Origin of the sequence: Streptomyces niveus, from assembly GCF_001723055.1 — a bacterium.
Taxonomy (GTDB): Bacteria; Actinomycetota; Actinomycetes; order Streptomycetales; family Streptomycetaceae; genus Streptomyces; species Streptomyces niveus.
Genome location: NZ_MDCR01000487.1, coordinates 1 through 230 on the forward strand (window position 1 = coordinate 1; position 230 = coordinate 230).

A 230-nucleotide genomic window follows, 5' to 3' on the forward strand; every position below is an offset into this window, starting at 1 on the left:
CCACCCGCCCCAGCGCCGCCCGTGCCCGCGCGACGACCTCCGCGTCGATCTCGACGCTGACCACGTTGCCGCTGCCCAGCCGGTGGGCGAGGAGCGCGGCGTTCCACCCGGTACCGGTACCGATCTCCAGCACCCGCATACCGTCGCTCACGTCCAGGTCCCTGAGCATGGCCGCCACAACGGACGGCATGCTCGCGGAACTGGTCGCCACGACGCCCGGCTCGGTGCCG

At 73.5% G+C, this 230-nt stretch carries 1 protein-coding gene; it reads right to left on the bottom strand.

Features of this window, described 5'->3' with window-relative positions; all coding sequences use genetic code 11:
* Positions 1-230, bottom strand: a 230-nt coding sequence (locus tag BHU15_RS36600) for a methyltransferase domain-containing protein (RefSeq protein WP_141726977.1), incomplete at both ends; no start/stop codon positions are given.